The organism is Curtobacterium sp. MCLR17_059, from assembly GCF_003234665.1.
Lineage (GTDB): Bacteria > Actinomycetota > Actinomycetes > Actinomycetales > Microbacteriaceae > Curtobacterium > Curtobacterium flaccumfaciens.
The window spans coordinates 231349-250661 of record NZ_QKSU01000005.1 but is presented as its reverse complement, the minus strand read 5'-3'; the positions used below and the strand labels follow the sequence as shown (position 1 = coordinate 250661).

Sequence of the window (19313 nt, the reverse complement as noted above, 5' to 3'; positions counted from 1 at the left end):
CTCCGCATCGGCCTGGCGGTCCGGACGTCCCCGGAGCCGAGCCGCGCGGTCCGGACGCTGGCGCGCGACATCGTGGCGGCGCGGGTGGGGTGACGCGGTCGCGCTCAGCTGCGCTTCGTGAGCAGGAACGGTCGGTCCACGGCCCCCACCCGACCATTCCTGCTCACGATCGCCCGGCGATCGCCCGGTGATCGCCCGGTGATCGCGTGCGACCCCTTGCGGCCGTGCGGAACGCGATATAGCGTGACCTCCACAGACGCGATACATCGCGAGTTCCAGGAGGCAACATGGCGCAGGAGAAGTGGCTCGTCGACGAGCCCAAGGTCATCGACACCGGCATCGTGCGCACCGTGCGTGTCGGCCTCGTCGGCGGGCAGGTGGACGTCGTCGCACACGACGAACCCACGGCCCGGGTCGAGATCCACAGCGTGTCCGGCAAGCAGATGCTCATCGAGGTCGACGGCGACACCCTCACCGTCGACCACCCCCAGGTCCGGTGGGACGACCCCATCGGGTTCCTGAAGTCCTTCCGCGGCAAGGCCCACGCCGACGTCAGCATCCTGGTCCCCCGCGACGCCGGCATCACGCTCGGTGTCGTCTCGGCCGGTGCGCTGCTGTCCGGCACGAACCGCGGCGCCACCCTCAACACGGTGTCCGGCGACCTGGTCGTCGACGGCGTCGCGGGTGACGTCACGGTCAACGCCGTCTCGGGCGCCACCACGATCCGCGACCTCGACGGCGCGCTCGCGGTGCACACCGTCTCCGGCGACGTCGTGGCCACCGGCGAGATCCCGCGGTTCCAGGCCGACGGCGTCTCGGCCGACGTCGTGCTCGACCTGCACGGGGTCCCCGAGTCCGCGCGCGTCAACACGGTGTCCGGGTCGGTGAGCGTCCGCCTGGCGGACGGCGTCGCCTACAAGTGCACGGTGAACACCGCGACCGGCAAGCTGCAGTTCGACGACGCCGAGATCCGCGGAGTGCGCGGTTCGTACGTCAAGCAGGGCGGCGAGCTGTCCGGCCAGTGGCTCGACCTGCGGGTGAACTCCGTCTCCGGCGACATCGCGGTGCTGCACGCCCCGCCGGTCGCCGAGCCGACACCCCCGACGACGCCGACCACACCGACGAACGAGAGCGAGGTGCCCGAATGAGCCCCGTCTTCGCCCACGGCCACCTGCGCCTCTACCTGCTCGTCCTGCTGGCCGACCACCCGATGCACGGCTACGAGCTCATCCAGGCACTCGGCGACCGCTTCGGCGGCACCTACGTGCCGAGCGCCGGCACCGTCTACCCCCGGCTCGCGAAGCTCGAGGACGACGGCCTGGTCACGAAGACCGCCGACGGCCGCAAGACCGTCTACGCGATCACGGACGCCGGCCGTGCCGAGCTCGCGGCACGTGCCGACGAGATCGCCACGGTCGAGTCCGGCGTGAGCGACTCGGTGAAGTCGTTGGCCGACGGCGTGCGCGCCTCGGTCGGCGAGGCCATGCGCTCGCTCCGTGCCGACCTGGCCGCCGCCGCCGAGAGCCCGGCGACCGGTTCCGCCGAGGAGCCCGTGTCCGTGCCGTCGGACAGTGCCCGCGCCCTGCGCGAGCTCGAGATGGCGCTGTCGTCGTTCCGGCAGCAGGTGCGTGCGGACCTGCGCCGGCGGGCGACCCGCGGCACGCTCGGTGCGGACACCGTGACGCGTCTGCGTGACGGCCTGGAGGCCCTGCGCAAGTCGCTCTGACGGTCTGCGGCCGACAGGCGGTGGCGACCAGGGCCTCCCGGCCGTCGTCCGCACCGTCTGTCGGCCCGCCGCGTGCGGGGGGGGCGCTGCCGACGCCTCAGGGAGCCGGAAGCCGCGTCGGCGGGAAGCCGGCGAACGCCTCGCCTGCCGTCAGGTCCTCCCCGTGCTCGACGCGCGCCACGGTGGTGCGGACCGCGGCCAGCTGCCGGGCCAGCCGGTCCCGCTCGTGCTCGAGCCACGTCAGGTGTGCCGTGAGCGCCGCGACGTCCTCACCCTCGTCGTCGAGCCGTCGCGCGATCTCCGGCAGCCCGAGTCCGAGCCCGCGCAGCAGCAGGATGCGCTGCAGCCGGACGAGCGCACGGTCGTCGTAGCGCCGCAGCCCACCGGCGCCGACGGCGGTGGCCGGCAGCAGTCCGACGGCCTCGTAGTGCCGAAGGGTCCGACTCGAGACACCGGCGGAACGCGCCACCTCGGTGATGGCGTGGGGAGCTTTCGCAGCTGCGTCACCCGGGCCTGTCGATGCGCTCATGCTGGCGACTGTACTGGTTGACCCCGCGTCAACAGTGAGGGGTGTACGGCACCCAGGGTGGAGCGCCCGCAGCCGACCGGGAATGTGCGGCAGGCGAACCGTGTTGACTCGCGCCCGGAACTGAGTAGGTTTGCCGCTCGTGACGAACGAGATCCGGTCGTTGAAAGCACGACTGATCGGGGATCCCCTCCCCTCTGAGAAGCTCGAAGGACAGCTCCTCCCGAAGCACCTGGCCCTGCCGATCTTCGCGAGTGACCCGCTGTCCTCTGTCGCGTACGCGCCGCAGGAACTCCTGATGATCCTGCTGCTCGGCGGCATGGCCTTCCTGACGTTCGCGCCGTGGGTCGCCGCACTCGTCGTGCTGCTGCTCGTGGTCGTCGTCGCCTCGTACCGGCAACTCATCAAGGCGTACCCGTCCGGTGGTGGCGACTACGAGGTGGCGCACCGGAACCTCGGCGAGAAGGCCGGGCTGGTCGTCGCGAGCGCGCTGCTCGTCGACTACGTGATGACGGTGGCCGTGTCGGTCGCCTCCGGTGTCGACAACATCATCTCGGCGCTCCCGATGCTCGACCACTTCCGCGTCGAGCTCGCCCTGCTGTTCGTCGTGCTGCTCGCCGCCGCCAACCTGCGGGGGGTGCGGGAGTCGAGCAAGGCCTTCGCGATCCCGACCTACCTGTTCGTGGCGAGCGTCTTCGTGATGGTCGTCACCGGGCTCGTCCGGGTCGCCGCCGGCAACGCCCCGGTCGCCGAGTCCGCGGCGTACACCGTGCAGAACGTCGAGCACACGACGCAGGCGGCGTTCATCCTGCTGCTCCTCCGCGCCTTCGCCTCGGGCTGCTCGGCCCTGACCGGCGTGGAGGCCATCGCGAACGGCGTGCAGGCGTTCCGCCGACCGAAGATCAAGAACGCGCAGGCCACCCTGGTCGCCATGGGTGGCATCGCGATCGTCCTGTTCATCGGGCTCATCACCCTGGCGCTCGTGTCGCACGTGCACTACGCCGAGCGGGCCTGCGACCTGCAGGGCTTCGCGAACTGCGCCACCACGCCGCAGCGCTCGCTCATCGCCCAGATCGCGGCCGCGACGTTCGGCAACAACTCGGTGCTGTTCTTCGTGATCCAGGCGACCACGGCGGCGGTCCTGCTCCTCGCGGCGAACACGGCCTTCAACGGGTTCCCGCTCCTCGGGTCGATCCTGGCGCGCGACTCGTACGCCCCGAAGGCGCTCTCGACCCGCGGCGACCGACTCATCTACTCGAACGGCGTCATCGTCCTGGCCCTCGTCGCCGCGGCGCTGCTCGTGGTCTACCGGGCGAACGTCACGAGCCTCATCCAGCTCTACATCATCGGTGTCTTCGTGTCGTTCACGCTCGGACAGACGGGCATGGTCGTGCACTGGACACGGCTGCTGCGGGCCGATCGGGACCGGAACGGGGCGCCCACCGCAGACGGCGAGCCACCCGTGAACCGCGGGCAGGTCGTCCGCTCCCGCACGATCAACGCGATCGGCGCCACCTTCACCCTCGTGGTGCTCGTCATCGTCACGATCACGAAGTTCACCCACGGTGCCTGGCTCGTGTTCCTGATCATGCCGGTGCTGTACGTGCTCATGCTCGGCGTGAACCGCTACTACCGCGACGTCTCGCACGAGATCGAGGCCGACGTCGAGACGAAGTTCGGCGCCACCGGGGACCACGCCATCGTCCTGGTGAACAAGCTGCAGAAGCCCGTGCTCAAGGCGCTCGACTACGCGGTCGCCGCCGAGCACGCGAGCATCGAGGCGGTCCACGTCGCGATCGACGACGCCGAGTCCCAGCGCCTGCGCGACCAGTGGGCGGAGTACGGCATCCAGGTGCCGCTGACGATCGTGCCGAGCCCGTACCGCGACATCTCGATGCCCCTGATCAAGTACATCAAGGCGCACCGGAACGAGCACGGCTCCGAGGTCGTCACCGTCTACACCCCGATCTTCATCGTCGGGCACTGGTGGGAGGGCCTGCTCCACAACCACCGCGGCCGCCGCATCCGCAAGAAGCTGCTGCTCGTGCACGGCGTCACCGTGGCCCTGGTGCCGTGGCTGCTCGACTCGTCCGAGCTGCTGTACGGCCGCCGCTCCCGCCCGCTGCCCGGCCAGGAACGCCGCGGCGAGCCCGTCCGGCCCCCGCTCCGCCGCCCCGCGCAGCCCGGTTCGTCGGCCGAGGCCGCGGCCTCGGCTTCAGCCGAAGACCGCCTGCTCCGATCCGCCGAGCGCAACAGCATCCAGCCGCGCCGCGCGACCCGTCCGGCGGGCCCCGCCGAGGGCGTCGATCCCGCGCTCTGCACGGGAGAGATCCACGCCCTCGTGCCCTCCCCGCCGCGACGGGGAGCCGACGAGTCGTAGCATGTGGCCCCATGACCATCAGTGACCTGCGGACGTTCGCCACGTTCGACGGACACGGCGGCAAGGTCTCGAAGCGCGTCGAGGTGCTCGACCACGAACCGCCGGCCGGCAGCCCGCTCGAAGGACTCGTCGCCGTGCGCGGCGAGCACCCGCTCGGCGCGCGCGACGAGCGCGCCGCCGACGAGTCCGCCGCGCTCTCCCGCGGCGTCCCGAGCGTCGGGTGGGTGGACCCGGCCGCACTCCGCGACTGGTACCGCCCGGACCGCGTCGTCCTCACCCGGCTCGAGGCGCGGCAGTCCGGCATCGAGCCCGGCGTCTACGCCGACTCCCGTGGGCGCGGTCGCGTCCGGATCGACGGCCTGGAGGCCCACCTCGCCCCCGACGGTCGACCCGCCTTCCGCGCACTGGCCGGCCCCACCGCCGAGCCCGTCGTCGACGTGCCGCTGCCGACCGACCAGGCCGTCCGCCTGGTGGCGGTGACCGCGGTCGACGAGGGACTCGAGGTCGTCACGGCCCCGGTGTCCCCGTTCCTGCAGCCCGGCGAGCACCCGGCGTACGGCGACGACGTGGTCGGGTTGCCGCCACGTCCGGCGAGCGCCCGGGTCCGGGTCACGGCGTCGGTGCTGCTCGACGGCGAGCTGCACGAGGTCGACCGGATCGACGAGCGTGCGGCGACCATCTGGATCCGGCGGGACGACCGCGTCGTGCCGATCGCCACGAGTGCCGTCGGGGCCGACCTGGTGCGGTACGCGGCGACGGCCGTGTGAGCCGCTTCGGTGCGGATGCGTGCCGTCGTGCGCGCTGGGCCGCTGAGCGGCTTCGGTTCGATGCGTGCCGTTGTGCCGCTGGGCCGCTGAGCCGCTGAGCCGCTTCGGGGGACGCCGCTGCTGCGTGTCGTGACGGGGGTGCGGCGTACCGTCGCGGACATGAGTGACGCAGACCGCGACCAGCAGCAGACCCCGGACGCACCGATCCAGGGCGAGACCCTCGGCGGCCCCCGACCCGACCCCTCCACAGACGCGAGCAAGGACCCCGAGCAGTGGGTCACCGGCGACGAGCCGATGACCGGACCGCAGCGCAGCTACCTCGACACCCTGGCCCGTGAAGCCGGCGAGGAGCTCCCCGCCGACCTCACCAAGGCGCAGGCGTCGGAGCACATCGACCGCCTCCAGCAGCAGACCGGCCGCGGCGCCGATTCCTGAGAAGCAGTCCGCCCTTCGGCGGACCGCTGGCTGGGCATGCTCTGGGCATGTTCTGGCGAAGCGCGGTCAGTCCCCTGTTCGAGGACGATCGATGACGCGTCACCGGCTACCTTCGTGGCCATGCGAACGACATCGACCTCCATCGGCCTGACCGCGCTCCGCATCGTCCTCGGGGTGGTGTTCATCGCCCACGGCGCCCAGAAGTTCGCCCAGGGCATCCCCAACGTGGTGCAGGGCTTCTCGGGCATGGGCGTTCCCCTCGCCGAGGTCGCAGCACCCCTCGTCGCCGGCCTCGAGCTCGTCGGCGGCGTCCTGCTCGTGCTCGGCGTCGCGACCCGCGTCGTCGGTGTGCTGCTGGCAGTCGACATGGTCGTCGCCGGGTTCCTTGCCCACGGCACCGCGGGCTTCTACTCGCAGGACGGCGGGTTCGAGTACGTGCTCGTGCTCGCGGTGGCCTCGCTCGCTGTCGCACTGACCGGGCCCGGGCGGTTCTCGCTCGATGCCCTGGTGCTCAAGTCGTCGCGCCGTCGTCGTGGCGTCGAGGAGCCCCTCCCTGCCTGAGCCGCGCGTCCCGGTTTCGTCTGGTGCGAGGTTCCGTTCCCGGTGAGAGCTCACGAGGCCCGCACCGGGAACGGAACCTCGCACCGTTCACGCTGCCCCTCGCACGGTGCGAGGGGCTGCAGTGCCGTTCAGCCCGCCAGCGCGTCCATGACCTGGCGGGCGATGCGTCGGCCGGCCCGGTTCGCACCGATGGTCGATGCCTGGGGACCGTAGCCGGCCAGGAACAAGCGCGGCTCCTCGGCCGACCGGCCGTCCTCGACCACCACCCCGCCCGCCGTGGTCCGCAGGTGCAGCGGCGCGAGGTGCCGCAGGTCGGCCCGGAACCCCGTCGCCCAGATCACCGCGTCGGCGTGCACGTGGGTGCCGTCTGCCCGCACCACCCCGGTCTCGTCCATCCGGGTGAACATCGGCTCGTCGCGCAGCACACCGCGGTCGATGCCGGCGCGGATCCGTCGCGACACCGGGACCCCGGTGCCGCTGACGATGCTCGGCAGGACCTCGCCGGCGCGGGCGGCACGGTCCTGTTCGTCGACGGCGGCCACCGCGGACTCGACGTCGAGCGACGCCGTCCCGGCCCAGACCATCGGGCGCCGGGTGAACCACCGGGTCGAACGGGCGACGCCGTCGAGTTCGAGCAGGAACCCGATCGCGCTCGTCCCACCGCCCACCACCACGACGTCCTGGCGGGCGAACTCGGAGGCGCTGCGGTACTCGGTCGTGTCGACCTGGCGTCCACGGAACACGTCGCGCCCCGGGTACCACGGCACGAACGGGGTGCCCCACGTGCCGGATGCGTTCACCACGACCTCGGCACGGATGCGCGTGACGGTGCCGTCGGCGCTCCGGGTCGTGACGCACAGGCCACCGTCCGCCGGAGCGTCGTCCGCCACGCCGCCGTCGCCGCCGATGCGTGAGACGGACGTCACCGTGACCGGGCGCCGCACCCGCAGGTCGTAGTGCTGCTCGAACCGCCGGTAGTACTCGCCGACGACGTCCCGCGCGGGTCGTGACCGGTCGGCATCGTCGAACTCCAGGCCCATCGCGCGCATGCCGGGCAGGTCGTGCACCCGGTGCGCCGCCCCGAGCCGCAGCGCCTCCCACCGGAACTGCCACGCCCCACCGGTGCTCGGCGCGCGGTCGAGGATCACCAGGTCGCTGCCGGGGACGAGCCCGAGGCGACGCAGGTGGTATCCCACGGAGAGCCCCGCCTGCCCCGCACCGATCACCACCACGCGGGCGTGCTGGTCGACCGGGGGCTCGAGGGGTTCCGTCATCACTTCGATTCTGCTGTGCGGGCCAGCCGTCGCGCGACGTCCAGATCGAGGTACATGGTAGAGTGATCGGCAGATTTCAAACCACGAACCGTCTGGTTCCCCGAGTGATCTTCCGTCATTCGCCAGGACCGGACCAGAGCCGAACGAGGGGGTCACGCATGGGGCGCGGCCGTCAGAAGGCGAAGCACACCAAGGTCGCCCGTGAGCTGAAGTACTTCAGCCCGCAGACGAACTACGGTGCGCTCGAGCAGGAGCTCTCCGCCGGACAACACTCCGACGAGAACTACGTCGACCGTTGGGCGGACCAGTACGGTCCGGAACCGGCGGAAGACGAAGACGAGTTCGAGACCCAGGCAGACCAGAACAAGTCCGCCTGACCTCTCTCGCAGTCACGCCGCGCAGCCTTCGGGCAGCGCGGCGTTTCCGCGTGCCCGGACACCCGTCGGCGCGCTCGGATCCCGGCCTGGAGTGGTCACGACTCACCGCGTGCACGCCGCCGAGCGGCCACAACCCGTCGGTTGCAGGCCCGCCAGGCGACGGTTCGTGACCACTCGCCGCAGGCTCCACGGCGAGCCGATAGCGCGCCCAAGCCCCGGGCTCGAGTGGTCACGACTCACCGCGTGCACGCCGCCGAGGGGTCAAGAATCGTCGGCTGCGGGCCTGCCGAGCGACGGTTCGTGACCACTCGCCGCAGGCAGAACGGCGCGGCGGCAGCACGCCACCCGGCGGGTCAGCCCGCGTAGCTCCCGACGAGCCGGACCGCGCCGCCGTCGACACCCTTGGCGCCCTGCTCGAACCCGGTCAGGTCCCGCGCGGACGTGGCGATCGTGCCGACGGGCCACGTGGGCATGCCGGCGGCACCGAGCGAGGCGATGACCTCGGCAGCAGCCCCGGCCGAGACGACGGCGAACATGCCGATGCCCAGGTTCCAGGTGCCCTCGGTGTCCTCGATCGGGGTGCCGGCCATGTCGGCCAGGACCCGGAACACCGGGAGCGGCTGCCAGGTGGAACGGTCGACCTCGACCCAGGAACCGACGGGCAGCACGCGCGCCAGGTTCGCGGCGATGCCACCACCGGTCACGTGCGAGAGCGAGTGCACCGCGCCCGGGTGCTGCTCGAGCAGCGCCAGGAGCGGTGCGGTGTACAGGCGGGTCGGCTCGAGCAGGGCTTCGCCGACGGAGACCGCGCCGCCGAACCCGACGCCGCTCAGCTCGGGCAGCTGGTCCGTGAAGCCGACACCGCGCGACGCCAGGATGTGCCGCACCAGTGAGTACCCGTTGGAGTGCAGGCCCGACGACTCGATCGCCAGGACCACGTCGCCGTCCTGCACCAGGTGCGCGCCGAGCTGTGCGTCGGCCTCGACGACACCCGTCGCCGCACCGGCCACGTCGTAGTCGTCCGGGCCGAGCAGTCCCGGGTGCTCGGCGGTCTCGCCACCGACCAGGGCGGTGCCGGTCTCCGAGCAGCCGCGGGCGATGCCGGCGACGATGTCGGCGATCCGGCCAGGCACCACGCGGCCGCACGCGATGTAGTCGGTCATGAACAGCGGCTTCGCGCCGACCACGACGATGTCGTCGACGACCATGCCGACCAGGTCCTGCCCGATGGTGTCGTGCTTGTCGATCGCCTGCGCGATGGCGACCTTGGTGCCGACGCCGTCGGTCGAGGTCGCGAGCAACGGGTGTGAGAAGTCCTTCAGGAACGAGACGTCGTAGAGCCCGGCGAACCCACCGACGCCCCCGAGGACCGAGGCGTTGTGGGTGGCCGCGACCGCGGACTTCATCAGTTCGACGGCCAGGTCACCGGCAGCGGTGTCCACTCCGGCTTCGGCGTACGGGTTGGGCATGCGGAGTCCTTCGCGGTGACATGGCAGACTTGTTCGGTACCCCCCGATTCTACGGTCTGGAGCACACCCGCGAATGTGCGGCATCGTCGGCCTTGTTGCGCAGGGCCCCGCCAACCAATCCATCTACGACGCACTGCTCCTCCTGCAGCACCGCGGGCAGGACTCGACGGGCATCGCCACGGTCGAGGGTCACGTGCACCACATGCACAAGACCCGCGGGCACGTGCGCGAGGCGTTCCGCACGCGCGACATGCGTGCCCTCCTCGGCACCATGGGGCTCGGACACGTCCGCTACGCCACCAAGGGCGCCGCGACGAACGAAGAAGAAGCCCAGCCGTTCTACGTGAACGCGCCGTACGGCATCGTCCTCGTCCACAACGGCAACCTCACCAACACGCGGGAACTCACGCGTGAACTGTTCGACATCGACCGTCGTCACCTGAACACGACGAGCGACACCGAGCTCCTGGTGAACGTGCTGGCGCACGAGCTGCAGGGCCAGGTCCGCGGCGCGAATCTCGACCCGGGTCAGGTCTTCGATGCGGTCGAGCGCGTGCACGAGCGGGTCGAGGGCTCCTACGCCACGATCGCGACCATCGCCGGGCACGGACTGCTGGCCTTCCGCGACCCGTTCGGCATCCGCCCGCTGATCCTCGGCCACAAGTTCGACGAGGCCGGGCAGCCGGAGTGGGTCGTCGCGAGCGAGTCGCTCGTGCTCGAGTCCGGCGGCTACGAGATCGTCCGCGACATCGCCCCGGGCGAGGCCGTCTTCATCGAGATGAACGGCCAGATGCACGCCCGCCAGTGCGCGAAGAACCCGCGTCTGGTGCCGTGCTCGTTCGAGTACGTCTACCTGGCACGTCCCGACTCGGTGATGAACGGCATCTCGGTCTACGACGCGCGTCTGCGCCTCGGCAACCGTCTCGCCGACACCATCGAGCAGTACGCGCCGACCGGTGACATCGACGTGGTCATGCCGATCCCGGACTCGAGCCGTCCGGCGGCCATGCAGGTCGCCCGGAAGCTCGGCATCGAGTACCGCGAGGGCTTCTACAAGAACCGCTACGTCGGCCGCACCTTCATCATGCCGGGGCAGGCGGAGCGCAAGCGTTCGGTGCGCCAGAAGCTCAACGCGATGTCGTCCGAGTTCAAGGGCAAGAACATCCTGATCGTCGACGACTCGATCGTCCGCGGCACCACGAGCCGCGAGATCGTCGAGATGGCCCGGGCCGCCGGCGCGAACGAGGTCACGTTCACGAGCGCCGCTCCTCCTGTCCGGTTCCCGCACGTCTACGGCATCAACATGCCGACGCGCGCGGAGCTCATCGCGCACGACCGGAAGATCCCGGAGATCAACCGCGTGCTCGGCAGCGACCACCTGATCTACCAGGAGGTCGGGGACATGCGCGACGCCATCATCGAGGGCTCGGACGTGACCGACCTCGAGATGAGCTGCTTCACGGGCGAGTACGTCACGGGCACCGTGAGCCCGGAGTACCTGTCCTGGGTCGAGGCGAACCAGCTCAGCTAGGTCGCGTCCGAGACGCGACCAGACGACGGACTGGAGGCCCGGTGCCAGCTGGCACCGGGCGTCCAGTCCGTTGATCGGGAGCGGCTACGGCCGCTGGTCACCGTGGTCGTCGAGCTCACCGTCGACCGTCTCGGGCGGCAGTTCGACCTCGACGCGCTCCGCCGTCAGGCGGGCCGACCGCCGGGCGTAGACCCGGTCGAACACGACGGCGACGACCGCACCGACGAAGGCGCCGATCGTGACGCCCCACAGGCTGAAGTAGCCGACCAGGCTGCCGAAGCTGGTCTGGTCCCGCTGGCCACCGAGGTTCATGGTGAGGGCGACCACGACGAGGGTCGCGAGGAACCCGAGCACGGCACCGCCGACGATGAACACGCCGAACTTCGGTGCACGGCGGATGGTGACCTCGTCGGGGCTGGCGACCGCGCTGGGAGCCGGTGCCGGCGTGGGGAGCGGCTGCTCGTCGGGTTGATCGGTGTTGCTCACCCGTCCATTGTCCCCCACTGTGGGACGTCCCGCGGCCTGTGCGCGGCGACCGATCCGGGAGAGGATGGACGCTACTGGTCGGTATCCCAAGCGGAGGAGGTGTGTCGGATGCGTGAACGAACCGCACCCGCCCGCCGACGCCGACCGGCCGCCCCCGCCCGCGTGGCCTGGCCCGTCGCGCAGCGCGCGGAAGAGGACCGCGCCGTCGCCGTCGTCGCCGAGCACCGGTGGAGCGTCGCGCTCGTCGGTGCCCCCGGCATCGGCAAGAGCACCGCCGCGGCGCGGGTCACCGACCGCGTCGCCGGTCGCGACGGCACCGGCCGCACCGTCGTCGTGCCGATCACGGCGGTCGCCGCGAGCCGGTCGATGCCCTTCGGCGCCGTCGCCGAGCGCTTCGGCGAGCTGCCGGCGTCCATCTCGGAGCTGTCCGACGACACCGGCGCCGAGCAGCGCTTCCGTGCGATCGAGGACCTCGTCGACCGCGACGTCCTGCTCCGCGTCGACGACGCCGACCACCTCGACGCGATCTCCGCGCGGTACGTCGCCTGGCTGGTCCGCCGACAGGGCGCCCGGCTCGTCCTGACCTGCCGCGACTTCACGGCGCTCCCCGAGCCGCTCCGCGCGCTGTGGCAGGACGACCTGCTCGAGCGCATCGACCTGCAGCCCCTGGCGCTGCACGAGACCGCGGCGCTCGTGGCCGAGGCACTGGGCTCGCCGCTCGAGAACGCCTCGGCCGAGCGCGTCCACCGCGCCACCGCCGGCAACCCGCTGTACCTGCGCGAGGTGGTCCGTGCGGCGCGGGTCTCCGGCGCCCTCGACCACACCGCGACCGGGTGGTACTGGCGCGGGCGGGTGACCGCGTCGGACAGCCTGGCCGACATGTACCGCACCGAGCTCGGGTCGCTGCCGGAGGACCTGCGCGACGTCGTCGACATCGTCGCCCTCGCCGACCCGATCCCGCTCGCTCGCCTGCTCGGCCTGGTGACCGGCGGGGACGTCGACCGGGTCGTCGCGCTCGGCCTGGTCCGCATCGACTCGCTCGACGACGGCGCCGCGGTCGTCCGGCCGTCGCACCCGCTCGTCGGCGAGGTCATCCGCACCCTGGTGCCGGTGGCCCGGCGCACGGCACTCTTCGCGCGCGCCAACGCCTTCCGCACCGACCGGCCCGAGGGCGCACCGCCCGCCGCACGGCTGCGTGCCGCACTGTGGTCGCTCGAGTGCGGGGTGCTGCCGTCGGTCGACCAGCTGCTCGACGCGGCGCAGGTCGCCGTGCGACTGCAGGAGCACGAGAGCGGGATCGCCCTGGCCTCGGCAGCGCTCCGCACGACGCTCACCCCCACCGAACAGGTCGCGGCACACTGCCTCCGCTCGTTGGCGTACTCGTACTCGGACGGCCGTGAAGCCGGCCGCGCCGACGCCGAAGCCGCCTGGGGCGTGGCGAAGCGGCACGTCGGCGACGTCACCGACGAGGCCGTCATCGAAGCGTGCGAGACCCTGGCGAACATCCGCCAGTTCCACGACGACGACGTCACGGCGGCGGTCGCCCTGACCGATGCCGCCACGCGCCTGGTCGTGTCCGACGAGGCCGTCGAGCGACTGCGGCTGCTGCGGATGGCGCACCAGGGCTGGGGCGGGGACTTCGCCGAGGTCCGGGCCGAGATCGAGCGCAGCGGCATCGTGGACGCCCCGACGATGCCGATGTCGTTCCTCGCCGTCGCCCCCTGTGCCGTGATGGCCTTGGCGACCGCCGGCCGGCTGGACGACGCGTCCGCGCTCGGCCACCGTGCCCTGGCCACCGCCGTGGCGCACGTCGAGGCAGCGCCCTGGAGCGTCGGCGAGAACTCCTCCGTCCTGCACCAGGTGCAGATGTGGCGCGGCGACCTGGACGACCTGATCATCGAGGTGCCCGCAGGTCGGTCCAGCCCCTACCTGAAGTACGACTTCACGCTCGAGCTCATCGGCCAGGGCAACCTCGCGATCGCGCAGCGCCGCTGGGACGACGCCGTCGCCGCGTTCTCGGCGGCGTGCGAGCGGTACGACATCGCCGACCACGGCGGGTTCGCGGCCTACCCCTGGGCGCGGCTGGCCCTGGCGCTCGCGTACGGCGGACGCCCGGAAGCAGCCGCCAGCGCGCTCGAACGAGCCCGGACCACCCCGCAGCGGGCGATGCGCATCACCGGCGAGCAGGTCGCCGTGTCGATCGCCTGGACCGAGGCCGTGCTCGGCAACCCGGCCGGACTGCAGCACGCCGACGAGATCATCGAGCGCAGCACGGCGAACGGCTCGTGGACGCACGTGATGTACGGGTACGCCCTGCACCACGCGGTCGGCATGGCGCAGGGGCGCGACTCGACCGGCTCGCTCGAGCGGATGCGCGAGGCCGCCACCCGCGTCGACGGACCACTCGCGGCCGCGGTGATCGAGTACGCCGACGCCGTCCGCGCCGGCGACCGGACGCGGGTGATCGCGGCGCAGGGACTGCTCGCGGCACATGGCATCTCCGTGACCGCGGGACACTCGAAACCGCCGCTGACGAAGCGCGAGTACGAGGTCGCCGAACTCGCCGCGCAGGGGCTGAGCAACCGGCGGATCGCGGAGTCCCTCGGGCTCTCGACGCGGACGATCGACGCGCACCTGTCGCGTGTCTTCGCGAAGTGGGACCTGCACGCGCGGTCGGAGCTCAGCGAGCTGCTCTGAGCTGCTCGGTACTCGGCACGGCCGGTTCCGCACTCGGCACGGCCGCCTCCGCGTTCCGCGTCGGCTGTCGCGCACGCAAGAACGTTGCGGATTGCAGCACGACGCGCCGCCACGATTGACACGTTGTGTGGAACATCGCGTACCTTGGTGCCTGTCGCCGGGTTCGGACCCGTTCGGGTCGGGTCCGAATCCCGGCGACTTCAAGCTTAGGAACCCGGTCGATGCGGGCGCATCGGTAGGCACTACCTAATTCGCGTGGGAGTTCTCCGCAGGCGCTTTCGCCGCGGCGGCTCGGTGCTGGCGGATCAGTGCCGGCGGATCGGTGCCGGCGGCTCGCAGGGTCAGGCGCCGGGGGCGGGCAGCCGGACCGGCAGGAACGCCGTCAGGTCGGCGCGCGAGCCCGAGGCGCTGACGCGCGACTGCGCGACCGCCTCGGCCCAGGTCAGCTCGCCGGACGCGAGGGCGAGCCACGTGGTGGCGTCGGTCTCGACCACGTTCGGCGGCGTGCCACGGGTGTGCCGGGGTCCGGGCACGGCCTGGACGGCGGCGAAGGGCGGCACCCGAACCTCGACGCTGTTGCCCGGGACCTCGTCCGCCAGGCACTGCAACGTCCACCGAACCGCGGTCGCGACGGCCGGTCGGGCCGTCTCCCCACGACGCACCGCGGCCAGTGCCGCGCGCCCGTCGGCATCCTCGATCCTCCTGGGTGGCATCTCCACAGGCTAGCCCTCGCATCGCGGGCGGCGAGTCGGGCTGGGTAGGGTGATCGGGTGCGAATCCTCGTCCTCGGTTCCGGTGCCCGCGAGCACGCGATCATCACGGCCCTCCTCGCGGAGCATGCCGGTCACGTCATCACGGCAGCGCCCGGCAACGCCGGCATCGCCGCCGACGTCGAGACCGTCTCCCTCGACCCCACCAACGGTGCGCTCGTCGCGGAGTACGCGATCGAGAACGACGTCGAGCTCGTCGTCGTGGGCCCCGAGGCCCCGCTCATCGCCGGCGTGGCCGACCCGGTGCGCACCCGCGGCATCCCCGTGTTCGGGCCGGGCAAGGCCGCCGCACAGCTCGAGGGCTCGAAGGCGTTCGCCAAGCGGATCATGGGCGAGGCCGGTGTGCCCACCGGGCGCCCGGTCTACGCCGGCACAGCGGACGAAGCCGTCGCCGCGATCGACGAGCTCGGCGCCCCGTACGTGGTCAAGGCCGACGGGCTCGCCGCTGGCAAGGGCGTGCTCGTGACCGACGACCGCCAGGCCGCGATCGACCACGCCACCTACTGGCTCCAGCACGGGCACGTCGTGGTCGAGGAGTTCCTCGACGGCGAAGAGGTCTCGTTGTTCTTCCTGAGCGACGGGCACGACGTCCGCGCGCTCAGCCCCGCGCAGGACTACAAGCGCCTGGCCGACGGCGACCTCGGACCGAACACGGGCGGCATGGGCGCGTACTCGCCGCTGCCGTGGCTCGCCGACCGCTGGCCGTCCGAGCAGGCCTTCGTCGACGAGGTCACCGAGCTCGTCGCGCTGCCGACCGTCCGCCGCCTCGAGCACGAGGGCACGCCGTTCGTCGGGCTCCTGTACTGCGGCCTCATCGTCACCGAGCAGGGTGTCCGCGTGATCGAGTTCAACGCGCGCTTCGGTGACCCGGAGACGCAGGTCGTGCTCCCCCGCCTGGCCACGCCGCTCAGCGAACTCCTGCTGGCCGCCGCCACCGGGCAGCTCGGTGCCGTCCCCGCACCCGTGTTCCGCGACGAGGTCGCCGTCACCGTCGTCCTGGCGAGCGAGGGCTACCCGGAGAACCCGCAGACCGGTCGACCGATCACCGGCATCGACGACGCGAACGCCCGCGACGGCGTCTCGGTCGCGCACGCCGCAACCGGCGTCCTCGACGACACGCTCGTCGCCACGGGCGGCCGGGTGCTCAGCGTCGTCGCGACCGGGTCGGACTTCGCCCAGGCCCGCGAGCGCGCCTACGCCGGGCTCGGCGACATCACGCTCGAGGGCGCGCAGTTCCGCACCGACATCGCCGCGAAGGTCGCGAAGTGACCGCCCCTGCGCCGATCGCCGGCTGGCGCCACGTCTCGTCCGGCAAGGTCCGCGAGCTCTACGTGCCCGAGGGCACCGCCGACCTGGCGAGTGCGTCCGAGCTGCTGCTCGTCGCCTCGGACCGGGTCAGCGCGTACGACTTCGCGCTCGAGCCGCCGATCCCGGGCAAGGGCGAACTGCTGACCCGCCTGTCGCGGTTCTGGTTCACCCAGCTGAGCGACGTCCCGAACCACATCATCGGCCCGTCCTCCGGTGGCACCCCGGTGCCCGCCGAGGTCGAGGCACGGTCGATGCACGTCATGCCGCTCACGATGTTCCCCGTCGAGTGCGTCGTGCGCGGGTACCTGGTCGGCAGCGGCTGGGCCGAGTACCAGGAGACCGGCAGCGTGTGCGGCGTCGCGCTCCCCGCGGGGCTGTCCAACGGTGACCGCCTGCCGGAACCGATCTACACGCCGGCGTACAAGGCGGCCCAGGGCGAGCACGACGAGAACATCTCGTACGAGCAGACCGTCGACCTGGTCGGTGCCGAGACCGCGGCCACCCTGCGCGAGCTCTCGCTGCACGTCTACACCGAGGCCGCGGCCATCGCCCTCGAGCGGGACGTCGTCATCGCGGACACGAAGTTCGAGTTCGGGCAGGACGCCACCGGCCGGATCCGCATCGCCGACGAGGTCCTGACGAGCGACTCCAGCCGCTACTGGGACGCCCGCTCCGCCGACCGCACCGACTCGTTCGACAAACAGATCGTGCGGGACTGGCTCAGCGCGCACTGGGACCGCCAGGGCACGCCGCCGGTGCTCCCGGACGAGATCGTCGAGCGCACGGCTGCGCGCTACGCCGAGCTGATCGAGCGCCTCGGCGCCTGACGCCGCGCCAGGCCGGCGCGGGGTGTCGCGTGGTGTGGCGTGGCCCGGCCGGTCACGACACCCCGCTCACGTCCGGCGAACGGTCACGAACCGTCGCCCGAGCCCCCGCCAACCGACGGTTCGTGACCACTCGGCGGCCCACGCACGACACGTCGCGACCCCTCGCCGCGTGACGCCCGTCGCCGGCCGAACGGTCACGACACCCCGCTCAGGTCCGGCGAACGGTCACGAACCGTCGGCCAACGCCCCGCCAACCGACAGTTCGTGACCACTCGGCGGCCCACGCACGACGCGTCGCGACCCCTCGCCGCGTGACGCCCGTCGCCGGCCGAACGGTCACGACACCCCGCTCAGGTCCGGCGAACGGTCACGAACCGTCTGCCAACGCCCCGCCAGCCGACAGTTCGCGACCACTCGGCGGCCCACGCACGACACGTCGCGACCACTCGGCCGGCGACGACCCGCCGCGTGACCGGCCGACGACCAGCCGACAGTTCTCGACCGCTCAGGCCTCGAGCGCCTCGAGAGCGCCGACGGCCTCGCGCGCCACCACGACGACGGTCAGGTCGTCGCCCGGGTCGTGCTCGGCGACACGCGCGCGCACCCGCTGCAGGAACGTCTCGACATCCGGGGACTCCCGGTACAGCGATCCGAGCTCCGACAGCGCCGCGAGCGTGGAGTCCCAGAGCTCGAGCGCGCCGTCCGTCACGACGATGAGCACGTCACCCGGCCGGAGCACGAGCGACCCGGCGGCGCGGGGCATCCCGGCGGGGTGCAGCCCGATCGGCAGGTCCGACGACCGCAGGATCCGCTCGGCACCGTCGTCACGGAGCTGGAGCACGAGCCCGTGGCCGGCGTCGGCGAAGTCGAGTCGCCCGGTCGACGGGGTCAGCCGGCCGTGGAACATCGTCGCGAAGGACTCGGCACGGCTGAGCTCGGGGGCGACCTGCGCCTCGAGTTCGGCGACGGCGGTGCCCGGGTCCTGGTCGCCGCGGGCGAGCAGGCCTCCGCGGATGTTCGCGGCGAGGAGCCCGGCGGACATCCCCTTGCCCATGACGTCGGACACGGTCAGGTGGATCGAGTCCTCGCCGGAGCGGTGCCAGTCGTGGAAGTCACCGGAGACGAGCCCGTGCGGGATCGACATCCCCGTGATCCGGTACCCGGGCACCTGCACCTCGGTCGGCTGCAGGCCGTTGAGCACGGTGCGCAGGCGGTCCTCGTCGGCTCCGGCGAGCAGTTCGCGCTCCGCCCAGACGCCGAGTTCCTGCAGCAGTTCGAGCTCGTCGGCGTCGAGGGTGCGCGGCTCGGGGTCGATCAGGCAGAGGGTGCCGATCTTCAGGTCGTCGTCGCCGGCACGGAGCCCGACACCGGCGTAGAACCGGACGTTCGGGTCGCCGAGCACCATCGGCAGGTCCGCGTACCGGGCGTCCTCGCGGGCATCCGGGACGACCACGGGCCCCTGCTCGCCCAGGGTCCGGCCGCAGAAGGTGTCCTGCAGCGGGATGACCGGGCCGAAGGCTGCGTCGCTCTGCTGCGACTTGATGGTCAGGGTGGTCTCGCCGGCCAGGTTGAGGAAGGAGCCGGAGACCCCGAGGGCCTCGCGCGCGATGCGGGTGATCCGTTCGAACCGTTCCTCGACGCCACCGTCGACCACGTCGAGTGCCGCGATCAGGGCCGCTCGCCGAACGGCATGGGCCCCGGTCGTCGCGGGCACGGACATCGCGGTTTCCGGCTGCATGCTCCCACGGTAACGCGCGGAACGGACAGGGCCTGGCCCCAGTCCGGAGGGCGCAGGTCCTCGGGCGCGGCGGCGTACCCTGGTCGTCGTGCTCCGAGTCGTCCCCGCAACCGTCCTCGGCGTGGCCGCGCTCCTGGCCCTCGCCGGCTGTGGCGCCCACGACTCCACCGGCCAGGTGTCGGTCACGGTGTCGCCGAACGCCGCCGACCACCCCTACGAGGTCAAGGTGTTCGCCTCGACCGGCAAGCTCTCCGAGCACCAGCGGGTGTTCCCGGGCGGTACGGCCGACTTCGCGGGCGTTCCCCTCGGCCAGGTCACGGTCCGCGCCGGCGACCTCTGCCCGCAGACGACCAAGGTGTCCGACGGCACGGTCGCGACGGTCACCCTGACCACAACGGGCTGCTGACGCCGCCCGCCACCACGACGGACTGCTGACCCAGC

At 72.0% G+C, this 19313-nt stretch carries 18 protein-coding genes; 12 read left to right on the top strand and 6 right to left on the bottom strand.

What is annotated here, in order from left to right; genetic code table 11:
- Positions 1–287 precede the first annotated feature (287 nt).
- Entirely contained in the window at positions 288–1148 is an 861-nt protein-coding gene (locus DEJ12_RS09645) for a DUF4097 family beta strand repeat-containing protein (RefSeq protein WP_111029828.1), read from the top strand.
- Entirely contained in the window at positions 1145–1726 is a 582-nt protein-coding gene (locus DEJ12_RS09640) for a PadR family transcriptional regulator (protein ID WP_071405831.1), read from the top strand. Before DEJ12_RS09645 ends, DEJ12_RS09640 begins: the two co-directional genes overlap by 4 nt.
- 97 nt (positions 1727–1823) lie before the next feature.
- Here DEJ12_RS09640 and DEJ12_RS09635 read toward each other — a convergent pair whose 3' ends face one another.
- The gene (locus DEJ12_RS09635; RefSeq protein WP_111029827.1) at positions 1824–2255 is read right to left on the bottom strand and encodes a MerR family transcriptional regulator; all 432 of its coding nucleotides are present in this window, start codon (positions 2253–2255) and stop codon (positions 1824–1826) included.
- Positions 2256–2385: 130 nt separating this feature from the next.
- Here DEJ12_RS09635 and DEJ12_RS09630 point away from each other — a divergent pair, with 130 nt between their 5' ends.
- From DEJ12_RS09630 to DEJ12_RS09615, 4 genes are all read left to right on the top strand, one after another.
- Complete coding sequence (locus tag DEJ12_RS09630) at positions 2386–4632, top strand: APC family permease (RefSeq protein WP_110864325.1); 2247 nt, start codon at positions 2386–2388, stop codon at positions 4630–4632.
- Between the two features lie 11 nt (positions 4633–4643).
- Positions 4644–5399: a hypothetical protein gene (locus DEJ12_RS09625; RefSeq protein WP_111029826.1), complete on the top strand. Its 756-nt coding sequence runs from the start codon at positions 4644–4646 to the stop codon at positions 5397–5399.
- A gap of 159 nt (positions 5400–5558) precedes the next feature.
- Positions 5559–5834 (top strand): DUF3072 domain-containing protein, encoded by a 276-nt coding sequence (locus DEJ12_RS09620; protein ID WP_017886246.1) that lies wholly within the window; start codon positions 5559–5561, stop codon positions 5832–5834.
- A gap of 120 nt (positions 5835–5954) precedes the next feature.
- Positions 5955–6395, top strand: coding sequence for a DoxX family protein (locus tag DEJ12_RS09615; RefSeq protein ID WP_071405836.1), 441 nt, complete (start codon positions 5955–5957; stop codon positions 6393–6395).
- 128 nt (positions 6396–6523) lie between these two features.
- On the opposite strand, the gene DEJ12_RS09610 is transcribed toward DEJ12_RS09615, so the two are convergent.
- Positions 6524–7669, bottom strand: coding sequence for an NAD(P)-binding domain-containing protein (locus tag DEJ12_RS09610; protein WP_111029825.1), 1146 nt, complete (start codon positions 7667–7669; stop codon positions 6524–6526).
- A gap of 158 nt (positions 7670–7827) precedes the next feature.
- Between DEJ12_RS09610 and DEJ12_RS09605 the strand changes: the two genes are divergently transcribed.
- Positions 7828–8046, top strand: a complete 219-nt coding sequence (locus DEJ12_RS09605) for a DUF3073 domain-containing protein (RefSeq protein WP_017886249.1) — start codon at positions 7828–7830, stop codon at positions 8044–8046.
- Positions 8047–8399: 353 nt separating this feature from the next.
- On the opposite strand, the gene purM is transcribed toward DEJ12_RS09605, so the two are convergent.
- Positions 8400–9515: a phosphoribosylformylglycinamidine cyclo-ligase gene (purM, locus tag DEJ12_RS09600; protein ID WP_110858852.1), complete on the bottom strand. Its 1116-nt coding sequence runs from the start codon at positions 9513–9515 to the stop codon at positions 8400–8402.
- Between the two features lie 73 nt (positions 9516–9588).
- Between purM and purF the strand changes: the two genes are divergently transcribed.
- Positions 9589–11046 carry an amidophosphoribosyltransferase gene (gene purF, locus DEJ12_RS09595; RefSeq protein ID WP_027465037.1) on the top strand — a complete coding sequence of 486 codons (1458 nt, stop codon included), beginning with the start codon at positions 9589–9591 and terminating at the stop codon, positions 11044–11046.
- Between the two features lie 84 nt (positions 11047–11130).
- Here the strand turns inward: purF and DEJ12_RS09590 are convergent, their stop codons facing one another.
- Positions 11131–11532 carry a hypothetical protein gene (locus DEJ12_RS09590; protein WP_110858851.1) on the bottom strand — a complete coding sequence of 134 codons (402 nt, stop codon included), beginning with the start codon at positions 11530–11532 and terminating at the stop codon, positions 11131–11133.
- A 108-nt stretch (positions 11533–11640) separates the two neighbouring features.
- Here DEJ12_RS09590 and DEJ12_RS09585 point away from each other — a divergent pair, with 108 nt between their 5' ends.
- Positions 11641–14229, top strand: a complete 2589-nt coding sequence (locus tag DEJ12_RS09585; protein WP_146245580.1) for a LuxR C-terminal-related transcriptional regulator — start codon at positions 11641–11643, stop codon at positions 14227–14229.
- Positions 14230–14570: 341 nt separating this feature from the next.
- Here the strand turns inward: DEJ12_RS09585 and DEJ12_RS09580 are convergent, their stop codons facing one another.
- Positions 14571–14942: a sterol carrier family protein gene (locus DEJ12_RS09580; RefSeq protein WP_071248502.1), complete on the bottom strand. Its 372-nt coding sequence runs from the start codon at positions 14940–14942 to the stop codon at positions 14571–14573.
- Positions 14943–14999: 57 nt separating this feature from the next.
- Between DEJ12_RS09580 and purD the strand changes: the two genes are divergently transcribed.
- Together purD and DEJ12_RS09570 are read left to right on the top strand one after the other, a co-directional pair.
- Positions 15000–16268, top strand: coding sequence for a phosphoribosylamine--glycine ligase (purD, locus tag DEJ12_RS09575; protein ID WP_110864321.1), 1269 nt, complete (start codon positions 15000–15002; stop codon positions 16266–16268).
- Complete coding sequence (locus DEJ12_RS09570; RefSeq protein ID WP_071248348.1) at positions 16265–17134, top strand: phosphoribosylaminoimidazolesuccinocarboxamide synthase; 870 nt, start codon at positions 16265–16267, stop codon at positions 17132–17134. The genes purD and DEJ12_RS09570 overlap by 4 nt, the downstream gene beginning before the upstream one ends.
- A gap of 505 nt (positions 17135–17639) precedes the next feature.
- Here the strand turns inward: DEJ12_RS09570 and DEJ12_RS09565 are convergent.
- Positions 17640–18872, bottom strand: coding sequence for a PP2C family protein-serine/threonine phosphatase (locus tag DEJ12_RS09565; RefSeq protein WP_111029823.1), 1233 nt, complete (start codon positions 18870–18872; stop codon positions 17640–17642).
- An 88-nt stretch (positions 18873–18960) separates the two neighbouring features.
- Here DEJ12_RS09565 and DEJ12_RS09560 point away from each other — a divergent pair, with 88 nt between their 5' ends.
- Positions 18961–19278, top strand: a complete 318-nt coding sequence (locus tag DEJ12_RS09560; RefSeq protein WP_111029822.1) for a hypothetical protein — start codon at positions 18961–18963, stop codon at positions 19276–19278.
- Positions 19279–19313: the final 35 nt, after the last annotated feature.